The following is a 19945-nucleotide window of genomic DNA, read 5'->3' as shown; positions in this document are numbered from 1 at the left end:
TAGGGGTTAGTTATGGAAGAGTTAACAAAAAGGCAGGAAGAAGTTTTGAGAAAAATTTATGATTTTATAAAAAAAAATGGTTATCCCCCAACTATTATAGAGCTTTCAGAAATATTAGATGTAAATATAAAAACATGCTATGGGTTTCTTTTAAGACTTCAGAATAAAGGTTATATTGGAAGAAAGGATGGGGCATCAAGAAGTATAATTTTAACAGAAGAAGCGATTGAAATATTAAAAAAGAAAAAAATACCAGTTCTTGGAAGGATAGTTGCAGGAACTCCTGTATTTTCTGAGGTGGATATAGAAGGTGAGTTAGTTGTGGATAGGACAAAATTTCCTAAAGATAACTATTTTGCTTTAAAAGTTAGAGGAGATTCAATGATAGAAGCAGGGATTTATGAAGGTGATTATATTATAGTTGAACCTGTTAATAATGGTATAAATGGAGTAGTGGAGGGTGATATTGTTGTTGCAATGGTTGATGGGGAAGTTACATTAAAAAGATTGTATATAAAAAGAGATGAAGGAATATGTATACTTCATCCTGAAAATAAGAATTTGAAGGATATTATTGTAAGAGGGAAAGATTTGGAGATAGTAGGGAAAGTTGTTGGTTTACAAAGATTTTATTAAAAGAGATTCTGTTAAATTTAATTTATGTTTTTCTTTATTATTAACTTATAATTTTTAATTATAATTTTATTATTGATATTAGCTTAATAAACAACTTTCAATAGTTGTCTTGAGTTTTTTAAGATCTGTTATGGGTTTTGAAAGGACTGAAAACACATTGTATTTATTAATAAAATCGTTTGAAACTTTTTCATCGTGTGTTGTGAAGATAATAAATTTTGGTCCATAATGTTCATACTTTTCATAGCACATCTTTATAAGATCAAGACCATTTATGTAAGGCATAACAATATCTGTTATAACAAGGTCAATTTTCTCTTTTTTTATTATTTCAAGAGCTTCTTTTCCATTTGCTGAACATAAAGTATTAAAACCAAGTTTTGTAAGAAGTTTATGAGTAATAATTTTAACTTCATAAGAATCTTCAACTATCAATATTTTGAATTTTTGAAAAATATTTGCAGTTAATATAGTTTCTATGTCATTTAAAAGTTGAGAGAAATAGGTAGATATTTTTTCTATTTTATTTATGTTAAATTTTTTAAAAATATCTTCCTTTTTGTCACAAAATTGGAAAAAACCTTTATAATTAATATTGTTTATACTATTAGAATCATAATTATTATTTTCATTGCTCTTATCTGTAAAATTATTAGAATTTATAAAACTTGAAGAATTAAAATTTTCATTTTCAAAGAAAGGTTTTTTTATAGGGACAAATGCAAGAGAGGAAAATATAGAGCAACTTGATTTGTCAAAAGAAAGTTTTTTATTTCTATAAAAAGAACCAAAATTTGTAAAAGAAAAAACCTCTTTGACTTCTTCATTTTCAAGAAATTCTTTTACTTTATTTAATATAAGAATACATGGACAATCTTCTGTATTAGCATTATTATTTATTCTAAATTCATTGTTGTAAAAATATATTTCTTTACATTTCATTTTGTTTAAAAATTCTTCGGGACAACCTTCATTTTTAACTATCTTAAAAAAATCTGATTTTTGACTTTTATATCTTATAATCATACATTCTACATTTATTGCAGTTTTGAGAATTTCAAATATAAGATTAAAAGATTCTTGTAAAATATTTAAATTTTTCATAAAATTTATATCCTTTTTAATTATTTTTTAATCTAAGTTTTGTTTATATTTTTTTTATTAATTTTAATTTTTTTTTGCATCAAAGTTGTAATTTTTACATTTTTTTAATTTTTTAAAAATTATAAATTTATTAATATTATAATAATTAATTTAAAAATAACATTTTAAAATATTAAAATTTAAATTTTAAAAATTTCAATATTTTGTTAAATTTTTTTTGAATAAAATTTAAAAATTGTTAAGATATAAAAAATATAATTCTATTTTGAAGAAGGTTTATATGAAAGTTGTTTTCTATAACATAGAAGAATATGATTCAGATATTATTTCAACAAAAATTAAAGAAGGATTAGATTTTCTTGGTGGTTTTAAAAATTATTTTTCAAATGGTGACAAAGTTTTGCTTAAACCAAATCTTCTTGCATCTGATTCACCTTCAACTGGTGTTATTACTCATCCAGTTTTTTTTGAAGGAGTTGTTAAATTTTTTATAGAAGAAATAAAAAAAAATCAGTTAAACATCGAGCTTAGTTGTGGAGATTCTCCAGCTATTGCTTCTCCTTTAAAAGTTTCAAAAGATAGTGGAATTTATGAAGTTTGTAAAAAGTATAATGTTCCTTTTATTGAATTTAAAAATAAATATGTGATAAAAGGTTCAAATAAAAATGTAATTAAAATCTTTGAAGTTGCAGAAGAGATTAAAGACAAAAATAAAATTGTATCTCTACCAAAATTAAAGAATCATTCATTAACTGTTTTTACTGGTGGCATTAAGAATCTTTTTGGTGTAATTCCTGGGAAAATTAAGGCATATTATCATACTAGATTTCCAGATTCTATACTGTTTTCTAAAATGATTGTAGATTTAGCTGATTCACTAAATACTAGCATTTGTATAATGGATGGTATAATAGCACACGAAGGACATGGTCCAAGAGGAGGAAACCCCATTAAATTAGGTTATTTAATATTGGGAGAGAATCCTTTTGTTGTTGATCTTCTTGCAACAACTCTTGTAGGTTATATTCCTGAAAAAATTCCATTTTTAAAATATTTCTCAGAAAAACATAATGTTTCATTAAATATTTTTGATACGAAAGCATATCAAATATATGGTGATAAATTAAACTTTAGAAAAGAATTTAATAAAATCCACCTTTATAGAGAAAATGTTATTCCTTCAAAATTTAGAAGAGGTTTCTTTTATAATAATATTGTGAGTTCAAAGCCTTATTTTATAAGAAAAAACTGTATTTTATGTATGGAGTGTTACAATATATGTCCAACAAATCCGAAATCAATAATAAAAGAAAAATTAAAAAAAATAGAAAATAAAATTATTCTCAGATATAACTATAACACTTGCATAAGATGTTTTTGTTGTCAAGAAATATGCCCACAAAAAGCAATAGAAATAAAACATTCATTTGTAAGTAAATTATTAAAAAATTTGTAAAAAATTTTTATTATATTTTAAGAAAATATAAAAAATAAAAATAGTTTGAAATTTTAAATGGGGGTAAAATGTTAGATTTGGAAAATATTTTAAAAGTTCCTTTTATAAAAAAATATATAGGAAGAATTAAAATAGATATATTAACCAAAAGTTACTCTGATTATAAAAGATTTGCAGACATATTAAAAGAATTTGTTGATTTTAATTTTGAAAATGATTATCCATCTGTTGAGTTTTTGCATTTTATTAAAAAAGCCTTTTATGAGCTTGAAACTATTGTTGTTACAATGAGGAAGTTAATAAAGAATGATGTTTCAATACTTGAAGATATGAAAAGAATAAATTTAAGGGTTTATTATATTTTAAATGAACTTTATGAATATAATATTTTGGATTTTCAAGAAATATTAAGAGAGATAGAAAATGGAAAATTTAACTATATATCTTTATATAAATATTTTGAATTGATTTTTAAAAAAGTTTATCTTTTTTCTAGAGTTGAGCTTACATCAGAAGAAAAGTCAAATATTTCAAGAATATTTCCAAAAATAACAAACTATAATAGAAGCTTTGTCTTTTTTGCTTTTACAAAATTATGTGTTTTAACAAAAAAAGTTTATAATTATGATGATAAATTTATAACCTTTAATTTTGGAAGAATGTGTGATTCATTTGCTTATCTTTTCGATTTCTCTTTTTTCCAATTTTTACCTTTAATTTATAGATATCTTGGATATAATTATATTTCCTTCAGAAAGAATCGAGATATACTATTTTATAAAGTGGACGAACTTCTTGATATAAAAGAAAAAATCCAGGAATTTAGAGATTTACCACCTTTTATTGAAGAAGATGAAGTTTATGAAGAAGATGAAACTGAAAAGATTATTAGATTACCAGATGATGTTTTGGTTTCAATTGATCTTTTTTCATATTTTTTTAATACAAATATATTTAATTATTTACAGGATTTTCCAGATTATATAGATTTGGGATACAAATTTAATATTATAAAAGGGGACTTATATAAGAGGGTTTCAAATGAAGATAATATAAATTTTTTTATTTTTTTCTTGAAGTTAGTTTCAAGATTTATTCCATACTTAAAAAATCTAAGTTTTAAAGATAGTGGAGAATATTCTACAATTTTAGATAAATTTGCTAAAATTGTATATGATTATGAAAATTTTATAGAAAAAAATTATTTAAAAATATTAGTTGAGCTTCAGAATCTTTTAAAAGTAAATGAAACATTTGAAAAAAATGAATTTTTAAAAAGATTGTCTGATGAATTGAATTTCTTAAAAAAGAAATTTATTTATCCAAATTATTATTATCACCATTATACAGGAATTGCTTTAAGTGATTCTATTTTAGAAAATTTTTATGAAAGATTAAATGAAGTTTATGTGCTATTTTCAAATCATTTAAAATATTTAGATAGGAGAACTCAATCTGAAAATGATATAGCTAAATATTTTATAAATTATAAAGAAAAAGTAGAGATTAATAAAGATGATAAGTTATTTAAGTCTTTAAAAGAAGCTTTTCCAGAAACAGATGAATCCCAAACTTTTGTTAATCTTAATCTATTTTTTATTTTTTTTCATATTTTAAATATTTTCAATTACTTTATTAATTCTAAATCATCTATTTTTAATTTTTATCCTTCAAATAAGTTTATTAAACAAGAAGAAAAATTGTTAGTATCAAATAATGTTACGATCCAGAAAAAAGAAATAAATGAAAATAATTCAAAAAAAGAGATTGAAAGTAGCAATATTTCTGAGAATTTTAGAACTCCAGATTATTTCTATTATAAAAAGATGTCCTATAAAATTAATATGCTTGAGAAAACAGCATACATAGACTCTCTTACTAATTGTTATAATAAAAATTTCTTTACTACAAATATAGTTAATAATAATGAAATAGATAAAAATTATATATTTTTATATTTTGATTTAGATAATTTTAAATATTTTAATGATAATTATGGACATTCTATAGGTGATCTTATATTAAAATATTTTGGTAATATTCTTATTAAAAGCACAAGAAAAAATGATTTTGCTATAAGGTTAGGTGGTGATGAGTTTCTTGTAATTGCAAAAACTGTGAATCTTGCTAATAGTTATATTCTTGCAAAAAGAATAGTTGAAAATTTAAATACTCTAAATAAATATATATTAGAACTATTAAAATTTAAAGGCAAAAAGGCCCCAGAAAAAACAATATCATGCTCTGTTGGTGGAGTATTTTTTGAGAACACTGTTAATGAAACTATAGAATTAGCTGATAAAGTTATGTATAAGGCGAAAGAAGCAGGAAAAAATAAGATTTGTATTTACAGCAAAGAAAGAGGTTATCAATATTTTTAATTTAGTCATTAAGTAAGATTAAATTTTATTAACTTTTATTTTAATTTTTTTATCTATCATTTTATTTGTTTTAATTTAAACATTATATTAAGTCTTTTACCATATTAATATACCATATTAAGTATTTTTTTTGTTTTTAAGTATCTATCTTTTTAGCTTCTTTTTGTTACAAAAAGATTTATGTTTTTTTATTATTAATTAAAAGTTTGACAAAAAATTTGTTTTAAATAAAATTAAGCAAAAGTTAACAATTGGGATATAACTCTTGAATATAGATTTTATTAAAAATTTTAAGAGAATAAAAATTATTTCTGGTCATTATGGTTGTGGGAAAAGTGAGCTTGCTGTAAACTGGGCATTTAGTTTGATTAATAATGGTTGTAAAGTTGCTATAGTTGACCTTGATGTCGTTAACCCTTATTTTACATCTAGAGGAATATCTGATAAGCTTGAAGAAAGAGGAATTAGAGTTTTTGGGCCTTCAAAGAAATTAACGCTTGCAGATGTTCCAGCATTACCACCTGAAATATTTTCTGTTTTTGATATGGATGATACGGAAGTTATTTTTGATTTAGGTGGTGACGCTGCAGGAGGAAAAGTTTTAAGTTTTTTCTATAATTATTTATCAAATGTTCCCTACGATTTCTTTTATCTTGTTAATGCTAATAGACCATTTACAATGGATTTTGATGGTTTATATGAGTTTTATTCTAAAATTGAAAGTGCAACGAGATTGAAATTTAACTATCTTATAAACTCAACTCACCTTCTTTATGAAACAAGTATTGAAGATATCAAAAAGGGGAATCAACTTGCTTTAGAATTCTCAGAGAAAACAAATATACCTTTTGCTTTTAATGTAGTTCCAGATTTTCTTTTAGAAAAAGAAGGGGAGGAGAATGTAAAAAGGAATATTAAAGGAGAAATATTTAAACTTAATATTAAATTAAGACCAACATGGCTTGATGAGCAAAAATTATAAAATTAGTTATATCCCAAAGTAAATAAAAATATAAAATTATTAATATAAAAAATAGTAAAATAAATAATTAAAAAACAATAATAAAAATATTTTTGGAGGTTTTTAATGCCAAAAAAAGGTAAAGTTACTTTTGATATTGATTTATGTAAAGGTTGTGAACTTTGCATAGGTGTATGTCCTGTTAAGATAATCTTGCTTGATAAAAATAAACTAAACAAATCTGGATATCATCCTGCAGCAATTAATGATATGGATAAGTGTATAGCATGTGGTTCATGTGCTATAATGTGTCCAGATTCAGTTATAACAGTTGAAGAACTTGATTAGTAAATGTACTAGAGTAACAATGGAGGAAATATGGGGAAAAAAATATTAATGAAAGGGAATGAAGCTATTTCAGAAGCAGCTATTAGAGCTGGTTGTAAACTTTTTTTTGGTTATCCTATAACTCCACAAAATGAAATACCTGAATATATGTCAAGAGAATTACCAAAAGCTGGTGGAGTTTTTTTACAGGCAGAAGCAGAATTTGCAGCTATTAATATGGTTTATGGTGCAGCAGGTTCTGGTGCTAGAGTCATGACTTCTTCATCTTCACCAGGAATTGCTTTAAAAGGGGAAGGTATTTCATATATTGCTGGAGCAGAATTACCATGTGTTATTGTAAATATATCAAGAGGTGGCCCAGGTCTTGGAAATATAGCTCCAGCTCAATCCGATTATTTTCAATCAACTAAAGGTATGGCTCATGGGGACTTTAAGATAATAGTTTTTGGACCTGCTTCAGTACAAGAAGCAGTTGATCTTATGCAAGATGCATTTGATCTTGCAGATAAATATAGAAACCCAGTATTAATTCTTGGTGATGGTATGATAGGGCAGATGATGGAGCCAGTTGAATTTAAAGAAAGACCTAAATTAAATCTTCCTCCAAAGGATTGGGCAACTACTGGGACAAGAAATTCTGGGGGAAGAAGAAGAATTATAAATTCTTTAGCAATTGAACCAGAGAGACTTGAAGAGTTAAATTTAAGATTGAAAAAAAAATATGATGAAATTGAAAAAAACGAAGTTAGATATGAAAACTATTTAGCTGATGATGCTGAGATTGTATTTGTTTCTTATGGGACAATGTCAAGAGTAGTAAGAAATGTAGTAAATAAATACAGGAAAGATGGTGTAAAAGTTGGTATGATAAGACCTATTACTCTTTGGCCATTTCCAAAGAAACCTATTTATGAAATTGCTAAAAACAATATTTCAAAAGTTTTTATTTCTGTTGAAATGAGTTTAGGCCAGATGGTTGAAGATGTTGAATTATCTGTAAAAGGCTTAAAACCTGTTTATTTTTATGGAAGACCAGGTGGTATGATTCCTGAACCTAAAGAGGTTTTCGATTTTATTAAAGAATTAAAAATTATATAAATTAAAAATTTTTAATAAAATAAATCTAAGATGTTATTTTTAATTTTAGTGCAATTTTTTCTTGTTAAAAGAAAAGTTATTAATTAATATTTTTTATAAATATTATTAAATAATTTTTATATGTAATTATAAAAAAGATTACTGAAATAAAATTAATTAAAATTTAGTATAATAATAAGGAGACATAGATGGGGAAGATAGTGTATAAAAAAACAAACGGTTTGACAGATGCTAGACTTCATTATTGCCCTGGTTGTTTACATGGTGTAATTCATAAATTGGTTGGGGAGTGTCTTGTTGAGCTTAATGTTCTTGATAAAGCAGTAGGAGTAGCACCTGTAGGTTGTGCTGTTTTTGCTTATAATTATTTTAATTGTGATATGCATGAAGCTGCCCATGGTAGAGCACCAGCAGTTGCTACTGGAATTAAGAGAGCTTTAGGGCCTGATTCCGTAGTTTTTACATATCAGGGGGATGGAGATCTAGCATCCATAGGAACCGGAGATATAGTTCATGCAGCACATAGAGGAGAGAAAATAACTGTAATTTTTGTTAATAATGCTATATATGGTATGACTGGAGGTCAGATGGCACCAACTACTTTACCAGGGCAAAAAACTACTACTTCTCCTTATGGGAGAGACCCAAATCATTGTGGAATGCCTCTTAAAGTTTCAGAAATGTTAGCTCAAATACCAGGTGCTGTTTTTATAGAAAGAGTATCTGTCCATGATGTTCCAAATATAAGAAAAGCAAAGAAAGCTTTACTTAAAGCTTTTCAGACTCAAATAGATGGTAAAGGTTTTGCTATGGTAGAATTTTTATCTACATGTCCTACTAACTGGGGGTTAACACCTGTTGAATCTATAAGATGGTTAAAAGAAAATATGATTCCATATTATCCACTTGGAAATTATAGAGATCCTTATAAAGAAGGAGGTAATTAATATGCACGAAGAGATTATTTTAGCTGGATTTGGAGGACAGGGGATATTACTATTGGGTAAGCTTTTAGCTGAAGCAGCTATGGAGGAAGGAAGAAATGTTTCATGGTTACCTTCATATGGCCCTGAAATGAGGGGTGGAACTGCTAATGCAAATGTAATCATTTCTGACGATCAAATAGGTTCTCCAATAATTATAGATAGTACTATTGTAGTAGCTATGAATAGACCATCTCTTGAGAAATTTGAAAAAACTTTAGTTAAAGATGGTATACTTTTTATGAATTCTTCTATTATTGATATAGAACCATCAAGAAAAGATATAAAAGTATATAGAGTTCCTGCTAATGAAATAGCATCCAATTTAGGTAACTTAAAAATAGCTAACATGGTAATGGCTGGAGCTATAATAGAAAAGACTAAATTAGTTAACTTAGATGTTTTTATAAATGTAATAAAAGAAAACTTTGCAGGTAAAAAATCAAACTTATTGGAAATTAATATCAAAGCTATTGAAGAAGGAATGAGAAGTGTAAAAAATCAATAAAAAATAAAGATTTTAATTTATCTATTTTATTTTTTTATAATTGTTTTAGGAGAGATTATGTCTGATTATTTTAACATTAAATTACCTGATGAATTACCAGATTACCCTCCTTTTATAGAAGGAATAAGAAGAGCACCTTCTAGAGGTTTCTTTCTAAATAAAGAAAAAACAAAGTTAGCTCTAAAAAATGCGCTACGTTATATTCCAAAACATTTACATAAAATATTAGCTCCAGAATTTTTAGAAGAACTTAAAACATATGGTAGAATTTATGGTTATAGGTATAGACCTGCTGGGAATATTAAAGCAAAACCGATAGATGAATATAAAGGGCACTGTTTAGCTGGTAAAGCACTTCAGGTAATGATTGATAATAACCTTGATTTTGATATTGCTCTTTATCCATATGAACTGGTAACTTATGGAGAATCAGGTCAGGTTATGCAAAACTGGATGCAATATAGGCTTATAAAAATGTATCTTGAACTTATGAATGATGATCAAACTTTAGTTGTATCTTCAGGACATCCGGTAGGTCTTTTTAAGACAAAAAAGGATGCTCCACGAGTTATATCTACAAATGGTTTAATGATAGGTATGTTTGATAATCCAAAAGATTTTGCTATGGCTGCTGCTCTTGGAGTTGCAAACTATGGTCAGATGACAGCAGGGGGCTGGATGTATATTGGGCCTCAAGGTATTGTTCATGGAACTTATATAACTATTCTTAATGCAGCAAGACTTTATAAAAATGTTCCTCAAGATGGTGATGCATCTGGACTTTTATATATATCTTCAGGTTTGGGAGGGATGTCTGGAGCTCAGCCTAAAGCAGGAAATATTGCAGGAGCAGTTTCTATTATAGCAGAGGTTGATAAATCAAGAATAGACACAAGATATAAACAAGGGTGGGTTGATTTAGTGTCAGATAATCTTGATGAAATATTTAAGCTAGCTTTAAAATCAAAGAAAGAAAAAAAACCTTTATCAATTGCATATTATGGAAATGTAGTTAATTTATGGAGATATGTAGTTCAAAATAATATAGAGGTTGATCTTGCTTCAGATCAAACTTCATGCCATGCTGTATATGAAGGTGGTTATACCCCTTTTCAAGTAACATTTGAAGAGGGGAGAAAGCTAATTAAAGAGGATCCTGAAAAATTTAGAAAATATGTGAATGAATCATTAAAAGAACAGATAAGACTTATAAAAATAATGAGTGAAAGGGGAACAAAATTTTGGGATTATGGAAACTCTTTTTTAAAAGCTGTTTATGATGCTGGTGTAAAAGAGATAACTAAAAATGGAGAAGATACTTCAGATGGATTTATTTATCCTTCTTATGTTGAAGATATAATGGGGCCTTTATGTTTTGATTATGGATATGGTCCTTTCAGATGGATATGTTTGTCTGGGAAAGATGAAGATTTAGATAAAACAGATAAAGCAGCAATGAGCTTAATTAATCCAAAAAGAAGAGCTCAAGATAGAGATAATTTTGAGTGGGTAAAAAATGCAAAGCATAATAAACTTGTTGTTGGAACAAAAGCAAGAATTCTTTATGCAGATTGTAAACAAAGAGTGTCAATTGCATTAAAGTTTAATGATATGGTTAGAAAAGGTGAAGTAGGTCCTATTATGCTTGGTAGAGACCATCATGATGTTTCAGGTACAGATTCACCATTTAGAGAAACTGCAAATATTAAAGATGGTTCAAATATTATGGCTGAAATGTCTGTTCATACATTTGCAGGAAATGCTGCAAGAGGTATGACTCTTGTTGTTTTATCAAATGGAGGGGGAGTCGGTATTGGGAAAAGTTTTAATGGCGGTTTTGGTTTATTGCTTGATGGATCAGAATTAACAGATTCGATTATAAAATCTGCTTTAGAATGGGATGTTATGGGAGGAATAGCTAGAAGATCATGGGCCAGAAACGAGCATGCTCTAGAGGTTTCAAAGGAATGGAATGAAGAAAATAAAGATAAGGGACATATAACTATTCCAGAAATAGCAGATGATGATATGCTTGAAGAATTAATAAATAAAAGTTTTTAGAATTAAAATTGATTTACTCAATTTGTATTAATTTAATATATTTTTTAATATAATATAAAAAATTTATAATCTAAAATAAATTTGCTGTTTCTTTTTTTTCAAAAGAATTATATTGGTATTGTAAATTTTTTTGGATCAAATTCAGAACTTCCAATCCATATATCAATTTTTATTCCATCTTTTTTAGTATCTTCAAAGTTGATATATTTTACATCCCACCCTAATAAAGATAAATTAGTTTTACCAAGTAGGTCATAGCCAATGAGATTACCATAGTATCCAGCAACTTCAGGCCTATATTCTGCATATAACGAGTTTTTAATTTTTTCTATTTCTTCTTTTGATCTTTTAAGATCATCAATTATACAAATATGAACACCATCTTTCTCCTGATGTACTGAAATAACAATGTTTTTTGGATCAAAGGATAATAGAAAATGTAAAATTTCTGAAACTATTTGAGAAATTAACTCTTGGTTTTTCATATTTTATCCTTTTTTTATTTTTTTATTCTATAATTAAATATCCAATCTATAATAGAAAGTAAAAGAATAGAAACTATTCCAGCAGAAAAACCATTATTATAAAGATTTATGCCCATAGCCCAACTTGCTGTAAAATTAACAATTATAAAATGCAAAAAACCAGCTATTATTCCAATTATAGGCCCAAAGCCCCCTGTAAATGGAGCTAGGGAAGTACAAAATAGTATAGCAAGAGCTGGTACTGGAGAATTAAGTTCTTTTCTAAAAAACATTATAGATAAAATAACCCCCAATACTATAAATATAGTATTATAAAGATTTTTTCCAAAAGTAGCAAAACCAATTATAGTGAAAATTCCACCTAATACAGGTCCATTTAAAGGGATTTTAAAAAAAATGCATATTAAGAAAAATACTAAAATTAAAATTGAAACATTTAAAAATACTGCATCATTACTGTTTGTAGTAATAAAATCAGAAGGTAATCTCCCAGATTCTTTTTGCAAATTTATAAAAGATTTAATTAAACTAGAAAATTTATTTATATTAATAAGGGTAAGAAATATAAAGAATATAAAAGTAAAAATGATTAAGAAAATCGAAATGTAAGAATTCTTAGGAAACCAGAAAAGAAATAAATTTTGATTAAAATTTAATTTTTTTAAAATAGAACCTATAAATAAACCAAAAAAACCACATGTAAAACCAATATTATATAAATTATAACCTTGATGCATTCTTAAAAGATAAACACCAATTGGTGGAAGAAAAAATCCTACTAATATACCAACAAAGATTGAAATAGGTATAGAATAAAATAGACTTAGGTTAGATTCGAATGCAATTGTTGAAACAATAGGTGAAATGGCTGTTCCAAATAGTGAAATTAATATATACTCATTGAAATTTTTTCTTACAAATTTTGCAGATAAATATACTCCTATAATTATAGGAAGAACATTAAAAATGTTTTTTCCAAAAAGTGAAAATCCAAAAACAGTAAAAATGGCAGCTATAGATGGTCCAGCTATTTTAACTTTGTTAAAATAAATAATTAAAAGAGATAAAATTGCTAATATTGAAGCATTAAATATAGCTGAATTAGGAGAAGATATATAAAAATAATCAACTATTAGTCTTGAAGGTGAGGAAATGATATTAAAAAAACCCTTTAATGTATCTAAAGGATTAAAAGTGATTTTGATGTTATTATTTTTCTCGAAAAATAAAAAAGAGAGCAATATTAAAAAGGTAAAATAGGAAAGAAAAGATAAAAATAAAAATTTTTCTTTTTTTAACTTAGTAAAATTAAATAACATAATATCCTCAAATTACATTTAATATAATCTTTTCTTTTGGTTTTATTATAAATTATTTATGAAAATAAAGTAGTTTATATTATGAATTTTTATCTGTTAATTTACTAAGCTTATATTGATTATAATATGATACCTTTAATGTCTTTATTAAGTAAACTTATAAAATTTTGGGCATCAGATTTTGTTCCTATTATAGAGCCAAAGTGTATAGGAATTGCAATTTTAGGTTTAAAAGAGTTAGCAGCTTCTGCTGCTTCTTTATAATTCATAGTATATGTGCCCCCAATAGGTAAAAAAGCAATATCAGTTTTTAAATTTTTCATTTCTGGAATAAAATCTGTGTCTCCTGCGTGATAAATTTTTATTCCATCTATTTCAATAATATAACCAACCCAATTATTTGATTTTGGGTGAAAATTTTTGTTAATATTATATGCATAAACTGTTTCAAATATAATAGAATCGTGATTTTGCTTAAATCCTGGATTAACAAATATAACTTCTTTTGCATTTAACTTATTTGCTTTATTTTTTAATTCTTCAACAACAATTAATACAGTATTTTTATAAATTAATTTATTTATATCTTCCTCAGAGTAATGATCGAAATGAGGATGTGTAGAAAAAATATAATCAGCCTTCTCTTCATTATTAGATATCTTAAATGGATCAATATAGATAACTTTATTATTATATTTAATTTTAATAGATGCATGACCTAAATGGGTGATATTATTAATAAAAGTTTCAATATTCATAATTCCACCTCTTTTTAATATAATTTTTTAAATAAATTTTCTATTTTACTAGATATAAAGGTTCTATTTCAATTATATCACCTTTTCTTATATAATCTAAAATAGTTTGTTCACTTTTTTTTTCTATAGAGAGGATTTTTTCTTCTTTGAGATAATCTTTGTGTTCACAAACAATTTTAAATGTAAACTTTTTTATTTTGTTTTCTTCTTCTTTTTTAGCTATAACGCTTTTTGGCCAGAAGGTAAAAATTCCCGGTGTTGATTTTGAAATTAAATAGGGGTTTGGCCATAAGTTATTTGCCATTTGTACAAGTTTACCATCTTCATCAAATAATGATATTTTTGCATCATAGATTAAATCAAATGAATTAGAATCATAGACTTTTCCTATTATTTGTGGGAAGTTAAAATAAAAATCTTTTGTTATTGTAAGACTAATATCCCATGAAACAGTATTATCATCAAAATCAGTATCTCTTCTGGAACTAACATTTTCTATAGCTTCATATATTAAAGTGATAATATCAGCTATAAATTGTTTATCCTCTTCATAAGCTTTTTCAAGATGTGCAAGACCTCTTGACGAAACAATATAGTTTGGTTTGATCCTATTTAAAACATAACATACAACATCAAGAAGAAATTTTGGACTTTTTGTGTAATCTTCATCTATTTGACTTAAAATCACTTGGGCAAGATTTAATACTAAATCTTCATTTGTATTTTTTATTCTCATAATTTACCTCTTAATTGTTAATTTGTTTAATATTTAACAATATTTAACATTAATAATTATAATTGTGATTAATAAAAATTCAAATTAAAAATAAAAATAATTAGTAAACTTTAATAAAAGAAAATTTAAGTGAAAGATTTAACTAATTTTCTATTGAGAAAGATCCTTCATTAATAAAATTTATGAAAATTTTTCCAATATCTGGATCAAACTGTTTGCCTAGATTTGTTTGAATTTGTTGAATAATAAATTCTAAATTAAGTTTTTCTCTATAAGGACGAGTTGTGTTCATAGCATCAAAAGAATCTACAATTGCAAGAATTCTTGACTCTAATGGAATATTATTGCCTTTTAATCCATATGGATAACCGTTTCCATCCCATCTTTCATGATGATGTAATATAATTTTTCTTTCTTCGTTTAAAAATGTAAGGGGTTCAAGAATCTTATAGGAATATGTAGCATGTTTTTTCATAATTTCAAACTCATATTGTTCAAGAGGAGAATTTTTATTTAATATATGTTCTGGTATACCTATTTTTCCTATATCATGTAAAAGTCCAGCCCATTTAATCTTTTCAACAATAGTATCATCTAGTTGTAATAAGAAAGCAAATTTAATTCCATAATTCATGACTCTTTGAGAATGTCCTTTAGTGTAATAATCCTTAAGTTCTATTGCAGATATTAAAGCTTTAACCGTATTTAAAAAATCGTTTTGAAGATTTTTGTAATATAAATTAGTTTGAAAATAATAGGTCAACTGTGAAGATATAATATTTAATATCCCTAAATCATTAGATGAAAGATTTGTTTTTTGTTTGTTTTCAAATATTAAAACCCCAAAAAAGTTTGTTGAGAAAAATATAGGAATTATAACAATGGATTCTGGCGAGCTTATAAAAATTCCTCTATGTAAGCTTTTTTCTTCATCATTTAAATTTTTTATGATGATAGATTTTTTATCGTAGATAAGATCAAGATAATAGAAAGATTCTAAATATTTTTTCTCGAAAGAAGTATAAGTTATTCTTTCACCTTTTAAAAAGAATTTTTTGTTTGTTTCATCAAAGTATAAAAAACCTTTCTGGTCAAAATTAAAAATATTGTTAATTTCATCAAGAATTCTTTTTAAAAAGTTATCAGTATCTTTTATGAGATCAAAATTTTGGAATAGTTTTGAATAATCATATAGTTTTGATATTAAAAATTCGAAATCTTTAATCATAAAAAAATTATTAATTTATAATGATTATATAGTTTTATACACAAAATAATTTTGAATTATTAAGTATTAATATAAAGCATTAAAAATTATTTTATGTAACTTAACTTCAATTCCAATATAAAATAAAAATTTATTTTTTCAATAATTAAGGAAGTTTTGTTTATAACCTTTTAATACAAGCAATATAAGTTAAGTTATATTTAAAATAATTAAATATAGTTAATAATAATCATTATTAGGTTAATATTTAAGTATAAATAGATATAATTAATAATATTTAGTTATAATTATAATTATTTGCATATGATAAAATTATATAATTTAATTATCTTAATAATTGAAATAAAAAAAATTTTGAGAGGTAGTATATATGGCAAAACAAATACTTTTTGATGAAGAAGCTAGAAAAAAAATAGTTAATGGTGTAACAAAGTTAGCATCAACTGTAAAAGTTACTTTAGGACCTAAAGGTAGAAATGTTTTAATTGAGAAAAAATTTGGTGCACCAACTGTAACAAATGATGGTGTAACAATTGCTAAAGAAATTGATCTTGAAGATTCTTTTGAAAATATTGGTGCACAACTTGTTAAAGAAGTTGCTACTAAAACAAACGATGTTGCCGGTGATGGTACTACAACTGCTACAGTTATTGCTGAAGCTATAATTAAAGAAGGTATGAAAAATATTGTAGCTGGATCAAACCCTATTAAAATTAAGAGAGGTATTGATAAAGCAGTTAATGAAATAGTAAAAGAAATTAAAGCTAAAGCTAAACCTATAACTAATAAAGATGAAATAGCTCAAGTTGCTGCAATTTCAGCAAATAATGATGAAGAAATTGGTAAATTAATTGCTGAAGCTATGGATAAAGTTGGTAAAGATGGAGTTATTACAGTTGAGGAATCAAAATCACTTGAAACTCATCTTGAAGTTGTTGAAGGTATGCAATTTGACAGAGGTTATGTTTCAGCTTATATGGTAACTAATTCAGATACAATGACAGCTGAACTTGATGATCCTTTTATCTTAATTTATGATAAAAAAATCACTTCAATGAGAGAACTTATACATTTACTTGAAGATGTTGCTAGAACAGGAAAACCATTATTAATTATTGCTGAAGATTTAGAAGGTGAAGCACTAGCAACACTTGTTGTAAATAAATTAAGAGGAACATTAATAACTGTAGGAGTTAAAGCTCCTGGTTTTGGTGATAGAAGAAAAGCTATGCTTGAAGATATAGCTATTTTAACTGGTGGTACAGTTATTTCAGAAGATTTAGGTATGAAACTTGAAAATGCAACACTTGAACACCTTGGTAGAGCAAAAAGAGTAAAAGTTGATAAAGAAAATACAACAATTGTAGAAGGAGCAGGGGATCCAAAGAAAATTAAAGATAGAATTGCTGCAATTAAAAAAGAAATAGAGCTTTCAACATCTGAATATGACAAAGAAAAATTACAGGAAAGACTTGCTAAACTTGCAGGTGGTGTAGCAGTTATAAATGTTGGTGCTCCAACTGAAGTTGAATTAAAAGAAAAGAAAGCGAGAGTTGAAGATGCTCTTTCTGCAACTAGAGCTGCTATTGAAGAAGGAATTGTTCCAGGAGGTGGAGTAACATTAATACTTGCTTCAAAAGTTTTAGACAAACTTGAACTTCCTGAAGAGGAGATGATCGGAGTAAATATAGTTAAGAAAGCTATAGAAGCTCCTATAAGACAGATTGCTACAAACGCAGGATATGAGGGTGCTATAATTGTTGAAAAAGCTAAAACTGTTAAATGGGGCGAAGGTTTTAATGCTGCTAAAGGTGAATGGACTGATATGTTTAAAGAAGGTATTATAGATCCAGCGAAAGTAACAAGATCTGCTTTACAGAATGCTGCTTCTGCTGCTGGTATGCTTCTTACAACTGAAGCTGTTGTTTGTGAAATACCTGAAAAGGAAAAAAATCAAGGCCCAGGAGCAAACCCAGGAATGGGTGGTGGTTATGATATGTATTAAAAATTATCAATATGAGTTAAATTTAATTTAATAACTATAAATTATCTAAAAATGAGTATAAAGGTGCTCCTCATTAAAGAGGAGCACCTTTTATTTTGAAAATAGATATTTTAACAAAAAACCAAATGAGATGGCTGCTGTTTCTGATCTTAAAATATTTTTCCCTAGATTTACTTCTAAAAAATAATTTTTTTTGAAGTACTCAATTTCTTCATTACAAAATCCACCTTCTGGTCCTACAATGTATACAATATTTTCTATTGGATTGTTACTATTATTTGACTTTTTAATATATTCTAGAAATAAATCTCTATTTTTTTCATAATTTATTTTTTCATTTAGAATAAATTTTAAGTTATATTTATTTCCTTCATTTTTTATAAATTTATCTATATTTTCTAATTGTATAATTTGCGGTAAGAAAAAATTACCGGATTGTTCACATGCAAGGCAACAAATTTTTTTTAATTTTTCAATTTTATTTTCAGTGAATTTATTTATTTGAGAATAAAGTGATTTATATAGATAAATTTTTTTTATTCCTATTTCAGAAAGTTTTTCAACAATTAATTTTATTTTTTCAAAATCAATATTTGCAATAATTATATCTATATTTGGTAATTCATCATAAATTTCTTCAGATTTTATAATTTTTAATTTTAAATGGTCTTTGTTGATTTTCTCAATAATTGTTTCAAATTTCTTATTATTAAAGATTACATTAATATTTTCTCCAGTCTTCCTTATTCTTAAAACATTATAAATATGATGAAACTTTTCACCGTCAAGGATAAAATATTCACCTTCTATTTTATTTAAAAATATGTGTCTCATTTTTTATATAAATACTTTATAATAAAAAATAATTTAATAAATAGGTTTCCATAATAAAAATTAATAAATTAATTATATTAAAACAATTTAAACTTTTAAAATATTACCGAATAAAATAAAGATGAGGAAATTTATTTTTATTTTCTTATTGGTATTTTTGTTTTTTATTTTTTCTTCACAAGCTTATTTTAATTTAATTTGTGTCATTAAGTTTTCAAATGAACAGATATATTATTTGGGAAAACCTATTGTATTAAAAATTGAAATAATTAATAAGTCATATAATAATTACTTTTTGCAAATTGCAAATGATATTTCATATAATTTTAATTTTATAATAATTTCTTCAGATGGTGAACAAATAGAATATAAAGAAGATTATATATTAAAGAAAAGATCCATTGATAAAGTTTTTACAAAAGAAATAATGCTTTCACCAAATGAAGCTTATTCTGTCGAAATTGATGTTAATCAATGGTTTGATTTTAAAAAAGAGGGTATGTATTTTATTCAAGGTGTTTTTTATCCTTATATTGATAGTAATGAGAGAATTATTTCTCAAAATATTTTGAAATTAAATTTAAAACCTAAACTTGAAGGAGAAACTCAAATTGTAAAAAAAGTTTTTCAAACAGAAGTAGAGAGATTAAAACTTAAAGAGATTCCACCTTATAAGATTCTTGAATTACATCTTAAAGCAAGACAAAGAAGAGATTGGAATGAATTTTTTCTATATATTGATTTTGACTCATTTATTATGAACTATCCTTCTTATAGGGATAAATATAAGTATGCTTCTGAAAGTTCAAGACTTAATATCATTGAGGATTTTAAGAATTATTTGATATCTACTTTTTATAATGACCTACTATATTTTGAAATTAGAAAAGTATTAATTGAAATAGATAGATGCAAAATAGATACCTATCTTGAGTTTTCTTATAAAAATTACATTGAAAAATATCAAGCAGAATATTATTTGAGACTAAAAGATCAAATCTGGTTAATAATAGGTTATGAAATAACACCTGTAAGAAAATAAGA

General features: G+C 25.5%; 18 protein-coding genes. 11 read left to right on the top strand and 7 right to left on the bottom strand.

Features of this window, described 5'->3' with window-relative positions; genetic code table 11:
* Positions 1 to 12: 12 nt before the first annotated feature.
* The gene (gene lexA / locus N3A58_04305) at positions 13 to 636 is read left to right on the top strand and encodes a transcriptional repressor LexA (protein MCX8058620.1); all 624 of its coding nucleotides are present in this window, start codon (positions 13 to 15) and stop codon (positions 634 to 636) included.
* Between the two features lie 78 nt (positions 637 to 714).
* On the opposite strand, the gene N3A58_04300 is transcribed toward lexA, so the two are convergent.
* Positions 715 to 1740 carry a response regulator gene (locus N3A58_04300; GenBank protein ID MCX8058619.1) on the bottom strand — a complete coding sequence of 342 codons (1026 nt, stop codon included), beginning with the start codon at positions 1738 to 1740 and terminating at the stop codon, positions 715 to 717.
* A gap of 280 nt (positions 1741 to 2020) precedes the next feature.
* Between N3A58_04300 and N3A58_04295 the strand changes: the two genes are divergently transcribed.
* The 8 genes from N3A58_04295 (at position 2021) to N3A58_04260 (ending at position 11536) form a co-directional block, all read left to right on the top strand.
* Positions 2021 to 3196 carry a DUF362 domain-containing protein gene (locus N3A58_04295; GenBank protein MCX8058618.1) on the top strand — a complete coding sequence of 392 codons (1176 nt, stop codon included), beginning with the start codon at positions 2021 to 2023 and terminating at the stop codon, positions 3194 to 3196.
* 68 nt (positions 3197 to 3264) lie between these two features.
* Entirely contained in the window at positions 3265 to 5577 is a 2313-nt protein-coding gene (locus N3A58_04290) for a GGDEF domain-containing protein (protein MCX8058617.1), read from the top strand.
* A gap of 265 nt (positions 5578 to 5842) precedes the next feature.
* Positions 5843 to 6559 (top strand): P-loop NTPase, encoded by a 717-nt coding sequence (locus N3A58_04285; GenBank protein ID MCX8058616.1) that lies wholly within the window; start codon positions 5843 to 5845, stop codon positions 6557 to 6559.
* A gap of 105 nt (positions 6560 to 6664) precedes the next feature.
* Positions 6665 to 6886 carry a 4Fe-4S dicluster domain-containing protein gene (locus N3A58_04280; protein ID MCX8058615.1) on the top strand — a complete coding sequence of 74 codons (222 nt, stop codon included), beginning with the start codon at positions 6665 to 6667 and terminating at the stop codon, positions 6884 to 6886.
* Positions 6887 to 6916: 30 nt separating this feature from the next.
* A complete protein-coding gene (locus N3A58_04275; GenBank protein ID MCX8058614.1) occupies positions 6917 to 7984 on the top strand; it encodes a 3-methyl-2-oxobutanoate dehydrogenase subunit VorB in 1068 nt (355 codons plus the stop codon).
* Between the two features lie 188 nt (positions 7985 to 8172).
* Positions 8173 to 8931: a thiamine pyrophosphate-dependent enzyme gene (locus N3A58_04270; protein MCX8058613.1), complete on the top strand. Its 759-nt coding sequence runs from the start codon at positions 8173 to 8175 to the stop codon at positions 8929 to 8931.
* A gap of 1 nt (position 8932) precedes the next feature.
* Positions 8933 to 9475, top strand: a complete 543-nt coding sequence (locus N3A58_04265; GenBank protein ID MCX8058612.1) for a 2-oxoacid:acceptor oxidoreductase family protein — start codon at positions 8933 to 8935, stop codon at positions 9473 to 9475.
* Between the two features lie 57 nt (positions 9476 to 9532).
* Positions 9533 to 11536, top strand: a complete 2004-nt coding sequence (locus tag N3A58_04260; GenBank protein ID MCX8058611.1) for a urocanate hydratase — start codon at positions 9533 to 9535, stop codon at positions 11534 to 11536.
* Positions 11537 to 11643: 107 nt separating this feature from the next.
* Here N3A58_04260 and N3A58_04255 read toward each other — a convergent pair whose 3' ends face one another.
* From N3A58_04255 to N3A58_04235, 5 genes are all read right to left on the bottom strand, one after another.
* Positions 11644 to 12021, bottom strand: coding sequence for a hypothetical protein (locus tag N3A58_04255; GenBank protein MCX8058610.1), 378 nt, complete (start codon positions 12019 to 12021; stop codon positions 11644 to 11646).
* A gap of 14 nt (positions 12022 to 12035) precedes the next feature.
* A complete protein-coding gene (locus N3A58_04250; protein ID MCX8058609.1) occupies positions 12036 to 13340 on the bottom strand; it encodes a DUF1576 domain-containing protein in 1305 nt (434 codons plus the stop codon).
* Positions 13341 to 13459: 119 nt separating this feature from the next.
* A complete protein-coding gene (locus N3A58_04245) occupies positions 13460 to 14098 on the bottom strand; it encodes an MBL fold metallo-hydrolase (GenBank protein MCX8058608.1) in 639 nt (212 codons plus the stop codon).
* A 40-nt stretch (positions 14099 to 14138) separates the two neighbouring features.
* Positions 14139 to 14834 (bottom strand): late competence development ComFB family protein, encoded by a 696-nt coding sequence (locus N3A58_04240; protein ID MCX8058607.1) that lies wholly within the window; start codon positions 14832 to 14834, stop codon positions 14139 to 14141.
* A 142-nt stretch (positions 14835 to 14976) separates the two neighbouring features.
* Entirely contained in the window at positions 14977 to 16062 is a 1086-nt protein-coding gene (locus tag N3A58_04235; protein MCX8058606.1) for an HD-GYP domain-containing protein, read from the bottom strand.
* 370 nt (positions 16063 to 16432) lie between these two features.
* Between N3A58_04235 and groL the strand changes: the two genes are divergently transcribed.
* Entirely contained in the window at positions 16433 to 18067 is a 1635-nt protein-coding gene (gene groL, locus N3A58_04230; GenBank protein MCX8058605.1) for a chaperonin GroEL, read from the top strand.
* A gap of 90 nt (positions 18068 to 18157) precedes the next feature.
* Here groL and N3A58_04225 read toward each other — a convergent pair whose 3' ends face one another.
* On the bottom strand, positions 18158 to 18901 hold the full coding sequence (locus tag N3A58_04225) for a 16S rRNA (uracil(1498)-N(3))-methyltransferase (GenBank protein MCX8058604.1): 744 nt from the start codon (positions 18899 to 18901) through the stop codon (positions 18158 to 18160).
* Between the two features lie 157 nt (positions 18902 to 19058).
* On the opposite strand from N3A58_04225, the gene N3A58_04220 reads away from it, so the two are divergent.
* Entirely contained in the window at positions 19059 to 19943 is an 885-nt protein-coding gene (locus N3A58_04220) for a hypothetical protein (protein MCX8058603.1), read from the top strand.
* Positions 19944 to 19945: the final 2 nt, after the last annotated feature.

Source organism: Spirochaetota bacterium (assembly GCA_026415295.1).
Classification (GTDB): Bacteria; Spirochaetota; JAAYUW01; order JAAYUW01; family JAOAHJ01; genus JAOAHJ01.
This window is presented reverse-complemented; position numbering and strand designations above follow the sequence as displayed.